This is a genomic window from Treponema sp. R80B11-R83G3, from assembly GCF_054786115.1.
The window spans coordinates 1-5,464 of sequence record NZ_BDHF01000088.1; the positions used below are offsets into that span (position 1 = coordinate 1).

Annotated in this window: 4 protein-coding genes; 1 reads left to right on the forward strand and 3 read right to left on the reverse strand. The window is 47.4% G+C overall.

What is annotated here, in order from left to right:
* Nucleotides 1-3,145 (reverse strand): beta strand repeat-containing protein (locus tag ACYVRH_RS10565; RefSeq protein WP_461256877.1); only part of this gene is annotated, 3,145 nt, incomplete at its 3' end.
* 338 nt (nt 3,146-3,483) lie between these two features.
* Nucleotides 3,484-4,116: a cytidine deaminase gene (locus ACYVRH_RS10570; RefSeq protein ID WP_461256878.1), complete on the reverse strand. Its 633-nt coding sequence runs from the start codon at nt 4,114-4,116 to the stop codon at nt 3,484-3,486.
* Nucleotides 4,117-4,238: 122 nt separating this feature from the next.
* On the opposite strand from ACYVRH_RS10570, the gene ACYVRH_RS10575 reads away from it, so the two are divergent.
* Nucleotides 4,239-4,553, forward strand: a complete 315-nt coding sequence (locus ACYVRH_RS10575) for a helix-turn-helix domain-containing protein (protein WP_461256879.1) — start codon at nt 4,239-4,241, stop codon at nt 4,551-4,553.
* Nucleotides 4,554-4,561: 8 nt separating this feature from the next.
* Here the strand turns inward: ACYVRH_RS10575 and ACYVRH_RS10580 are convergent.
* Nucleotides 4,562-5,464 (reverse strand): methyl-accepting chemotaxis protein (locus ACYVRH_RS10580; RefSeq protein ID WP_461256880.1); only part of this gene is annotated, 903 nt, incomplete at its 5' end.

Genomic DNA, 5,464 nt, shown 5'->3' on the forward strand with positions numbered 1-5,464 from the left:
CGCTTGATATGGTGAGTACACCGGTAGAATTGTGGTAAATCGCGTAAGAAGAAGTAGAATTTGCGGTGTTAGTAATGTCCGCCGTACTGGTTATGGAAACAGTGTTGGCAGTGGTTATGGTTCCGGTTCCGGTTACGTTTGAGGTTATTTTCCCGCTTAGTGTTACCGCGCCCCAGTTTCCGCCCGTGGTGTTAAAACTTGCGGAAGCCGACCCTATGTCCAGCGTATTCGTACCGTCTCCAAATTGAATGGAGCACGCCGCTGCGCTGGCGTCCGTTCGTATAGCGTTTATAACTGGCTGTATGGCACTAAAATCTCCCTCTGTCGTTACTTTGGTAACGGTATAGGCATTTCCGGCTTTTGTCCATTTGTAGCCGGGTCCAGTTTGATTGTAACTGAGCTGAATATTGCTTCCGCTTACCGATAACGTAAAAGAGCTGTTTACCGATGTAAAATTCGTAATGAAAGATGCGCCGCCAGATACCGCTATGCCGTCCGGTATATCATCGGAAAAGCCAAGCCTGTAAATTTTATCACTGCCGGGGGTAAAAACGCCAGATGCTGTAAATAAAGAACCCCCCGTTGCCGTTCTGTATATAGTGCCCGTTATAGTTGGGTTGCCGCGTAAAATAATTTGGCCAGACGAAGTGTTGAATACCGCGTTTCCAGTAGTTGCGGTATTTTCTATCGTGCCGCCATCTATAATCATTACAGAATTGGTAACGGTTCCGGTACAAAAAATCGTTCCTTGCGCGGGGTCCGGGTTTGCCGACGTTACCTTCGCATTTCCCGACACGGAAATGCCGCCAGAAGAGTTAGTGCTCTCGGTGTACACCGCATAGCCCGTTGTCGCCGAAACCGTACCGCCAGAAATGGTTACCGGGCCGGTAGATCTGTTGTACACAGCGTAGCCGCTGTTTCCCGTTGCCTGAACCGTTCCGCCGTCTTTGATAGTTACCGTGCCGGTATTATTGTTGTACACCGCACAGCCCGATGTCGTCTGAACCGTTCCGCCTGAGATGCTTACCGCATCGGTGCTGGTTGAAGAAGAGTTAAAAATTGTCCTGGCGTTTGTGCTTGTCGCCGTATTGGTTACGGTTCCACCGGTTATTAACAGCCGCGCCCCGGCGTTTGACAGCACAATGGTTCCCGCCGAGGTAACAATATTCGCCGAGGTAATCATCGCCGTGCCGTTGACGGTTACGAGGCCGGTGTTGGCGATATTGACAGCTTGCCCGTGCGCTGTCCCGCTTGCCGCTGTCGCGCTTACCGTGCCGCCGGAAAGGGTAAGCGTGCCGGTGGAATTAAAGTAAACCGCCCTGGCGTTTTCATTGTTGTATGTGTTGGCTATGTCCGCCGTGCTGGTAACAGAAATATTGTCGGCAATAGCAATGGTTCCTTCGGTAGTGCTTGTGTTAGCTCCGGTTATTTTCCCGCTCAGTGTTATAGCGCCCCATGTTCCGTCTGTGTTGTTAAAGGATACGTTTGCCGTGCCTATGTTCAGCGCGGTTGTACCGTCCCCAAACCGAATGGAGGCCGGGTTACCGGCGGCGGCGGTTCTGATGGCGGTAATGACATTCGTTATCGCTTGGTTAGCGGTTCCTATTGTCGCACTGCCTTTGGTTGCCGTAAACGCCGTGCCGCTGCCCGTGATAATGTAGGGGGCAGTCAAAACGGTAACGCTTACAGAGCCGGTCGCGGTATTGTAATTTGCCGTGTCAGTCGGCGTAAATGTTACGCCGTAACTGTTAGTGCCAGAAGCGGGACTGATCGTACCGTCAGTCCATGCGAAAGAACCGGCTGGATTGGATTGTCCGCCGCTCAAAACGGAAGCTGACAAAAGACCGCCCTGGTATATTTCTGTCGCAGTCGGCCATTGGGAAATGGACGGGGTGGCCTTGTTGATGGTAAAGTGGGCGCTTCCGGTACTGCCAGCGTAGTTGCCCTTGCCGGTAGCTGTTACTGTCGCCTGCCCCGCGTTGGTGTTGTCGCTGTATTCAAAGGTGTATTCTGTGGAATAATTGAGATACGTTGTGCCGTCCGCTACGGAAACAGTCCCCGTTCTGGGGCTTCCGTTATAGATGAGATTTGAGACGCCGGAGACTTGAACGGTAAGGGTAGTAGCTTTGGGGTTTACCGTCAAATCATCTGTTTCAAGCGGGTTTAAATCGCCATAAGTTATCGTAACAGGTTGGCCGTCATGGGTTAAATGCACCAAATGGGCGCCCTGCGCCGGGTCTGCCGTTATGTTTTTAGCCGTAAAATTCGCGGCGGCAATGTCTTCGGGATCGCCTTCATCGTAGGTCAGCGTAACCACAAGCCCCGCCAGATCGAGCGCTTCGCCGTGCGTATATGACAGCCCGGTCGGCTGCGCTTTAATCTCAATTTTGGTAACTGTCCTTGTGTCCGTTGCCGGGAAGGTGTAGGACAGGGTGACGGTTTTTCCGGGGTTATCTGACTTTACCGCCGTTTGTCCGTTGACCTCGGCAGTAGTCGAGTTGGTAAACGTGTGCCCGGTGTTTGCCGTAAGTGTTACCGTAGCGGTATATACTTTGCCCCCTTCGAACTTGCCGCCAACAGGCTCCGGCGACCACGACACCGTGCCGACGGTAAAATATTCCTCGTCGGAACTGTCTCTTGCCGTCGTATGCGCTGTCGCGTCTTTTACCGGGGCGGTAACGGTGATTTCAGCTTTTGCAATGGGCGTTGCGCCTATTTCCGGGAATACCGCCGTAATAGTGCCGGAATTGGCGGCATTGCTGACAGTTTCCGCGCCGCTAACCGTGAAGAAATTCTCCGCTACGCCTTGCAACGTGAAGCCGGTTTTTGCCGTCAAGGTGATAGTCGCCGTGTATGCGGTCAATGCTGCAAAAGTTGAATCATTGGGCGACCATGTTACGGTTCCGGTATACTGCGCCGTTGCAGTAATCGCCGTTGCCGGTGTTTCCCCAGTTATAGGGGCAGTTATGCCGCCAATAGCAGAAATGTTAATTACGGTCGGTGTGTTTGTCGGTTTGTTTCCGGGTTTTGTACCCTCGTCCGGCGACGGACACCCCGTCAAAGGCAGGACTGCAAAGCCGATTACCGCTACAAGAGCGATTGCTAAAAAGCCAAGCCTCTTAGCCAGTATTCCTTTGTTTTTCATTTGAAACTCCTTGTTTCTTGATTTGAATATAAAAAGTCGATATTTCCACAGAAGCGGAAACCCGGCGTTTTGAATTAGGGAGAAGAAAAGAGGGAAAAGGTTAATAGGGAAAAAGGCTGTTGTTGGAAACCAAATCATGTTGCTCCATATTTAGATAACTAACTTCGCTACCCTTTCCCTTTTCACCTCCTTATTTAGTTCCTTTTCCCTCTTCTCTTCTTCCTAATAATATTAATATTGTCTTAGGAATTAGAAATTAAAGCCTATTAAAAGTAATAGTTTTTTGTATTTTGACCGTTTTCTACCTATTAATATTAATAGGTAGCCGAACAAGCCCGTTATTTGCCGTACTTGGCGAATAATTGATTCTTATTTTTAACGCCTAATCTTTTGTACACATTACAAATATGAAAATTAACAGTAGGAACGCTGATATATAACGCTTCCGAAATTTCCTTCGCGGTTTTGCCGGAGATGAGAAGTTGATATATTCCCTGTTCACGAGGCGTAAGATTCGCATCTTCTGGAATGAAAAGTTTATGTTCGTTTCCGCTCCTAATTATTTCGGCAACAGAAGTGTTAAAGTAATCGTAAGGAAGCAAATCCCCAAGTTTTACTTCAATAACATCAGTACCACGGCCTTTAAAATAAAAAAGCGCGTCAGTGGACATAAATTCCATAAACATATGACGGCAGGAGCCGCAAGAAGTCAGAGGGACAGGTGAATTCGGGGCTACCATTACAAGAACCTTAAAGGAGCGTTTTCCTTCGCTCAACGCTTTCATTAAAGCGACTTCTTCCGGGCAGACGGTAAACTTATAGTGACGGTTTTCTATATTGCATCCGGTAAAGATAGAACCGTCATCTGCAAGCAGAGCGGCTCCAACCTTAAAATTAGAATAGGGGACATAAGCTTTTTCTGCCGCTTTTTGAGCTTTATCAAAAAGAGTATCCAATAAGGATTTCTTCAAAAATGACCTCCCCTGTTTAATAAAAAACGTTTAAAGGTTATGTATGACATAATATTTATATTATGTATTAAATAATTATTCAATAAATAAATAGGTTTTATTATTATTTTTTAGGTAACCAAATGGGGCAACCGCGAGATATTTTTGCTAGAAATTTAAGGGAAACCCGCAGAAAATGCGGTTTTTCACAAGAAAAACTGGCAGAAAAGGTCAATGTATCCACACATCATATCGCTATGATAGAACTAGCCCGTAATTTTCCCACATCAGAATTGATAGAGCGTATCGCAAAAGCTCTTAACATTAAAATCTATGAACTGTTTGTAGAAAGCAATTCCATGAGCCATGATTTTGAACAATTACGCAAAGAAATCAAAACCGACATGAAACAACTGTTCAACGAGTTTATTGAAAAAACTAAAAAGAAGAAAAATTAATGTTTTCGTCACTCCACCTTAAAGCGCGAAACTTCCCTTATCAAAGCGTCAATGGCATCACGGTTCTTGAGGGTCATTCCATTGACATTGTTTACCGCTATGTTTATCTGCTCCGCGCCAATTGCCATCTCGTTCATGCCGCCGGTTATTTCCACTGTCATTTTTCCAAGGTTCTGGCTCTCATTCATTACTTCCTGGCTGCCGTTAAGCATTTCTTCACTGCTGCTCTTTACCTGCCGCGTAAGATCATTCAAACTGCCGACGCTTTGCAGTACCTGTTTGCTCCCCTGTCCCTGCTCTTCCATAGCGTTGCGGACATTTTCTTCCTGTATCGAAACCGTCTTTACGCCAGAGTCAATCGCCTCGAATCTTTTAAGCACGTTATCTGTGGAGCTTGTTATATTTTTGATTGATTCCGCTATTTTTTTCAGTACCGTGCCGATTGTCTTGGACTGCTCACCGGAACTTTCCGCAAGTTTGCGGATTTCATCGGCGACTACGGCAAAGCCTTTGCCGGCCTCTCCGGCGTGGGCCGCCTCAATTGCCGCGTTCATCGAAAGCAGATTGGTCTGGCTGGCGATGTTTTCCATTACCGAGTTAATTTCCAGCAAGCCTTCGGACTCACGGGATATTTCCTGAATGTCCGTCGCCACTTCCTGCAATCCGCCACGGCCTACTTCAGAGGCTTCTTTTAATGAATTTACATTGGTCGCGTTATTCACCAGCGTGTTGGTAACAGAGCCGATATTGGCTACCATTTCCTCAATCGCGGATGACGCCTGCGAAACATTTTGGCTCTGTTTTTCCACATGGCCATTGAGTTTGTTAATATTCACTATTACCTGTTCCATAGTGGCGTTGGTTTCGGTTACGCTGGCGGACTGATTTATAACACGGCTCTTGATGCTCTG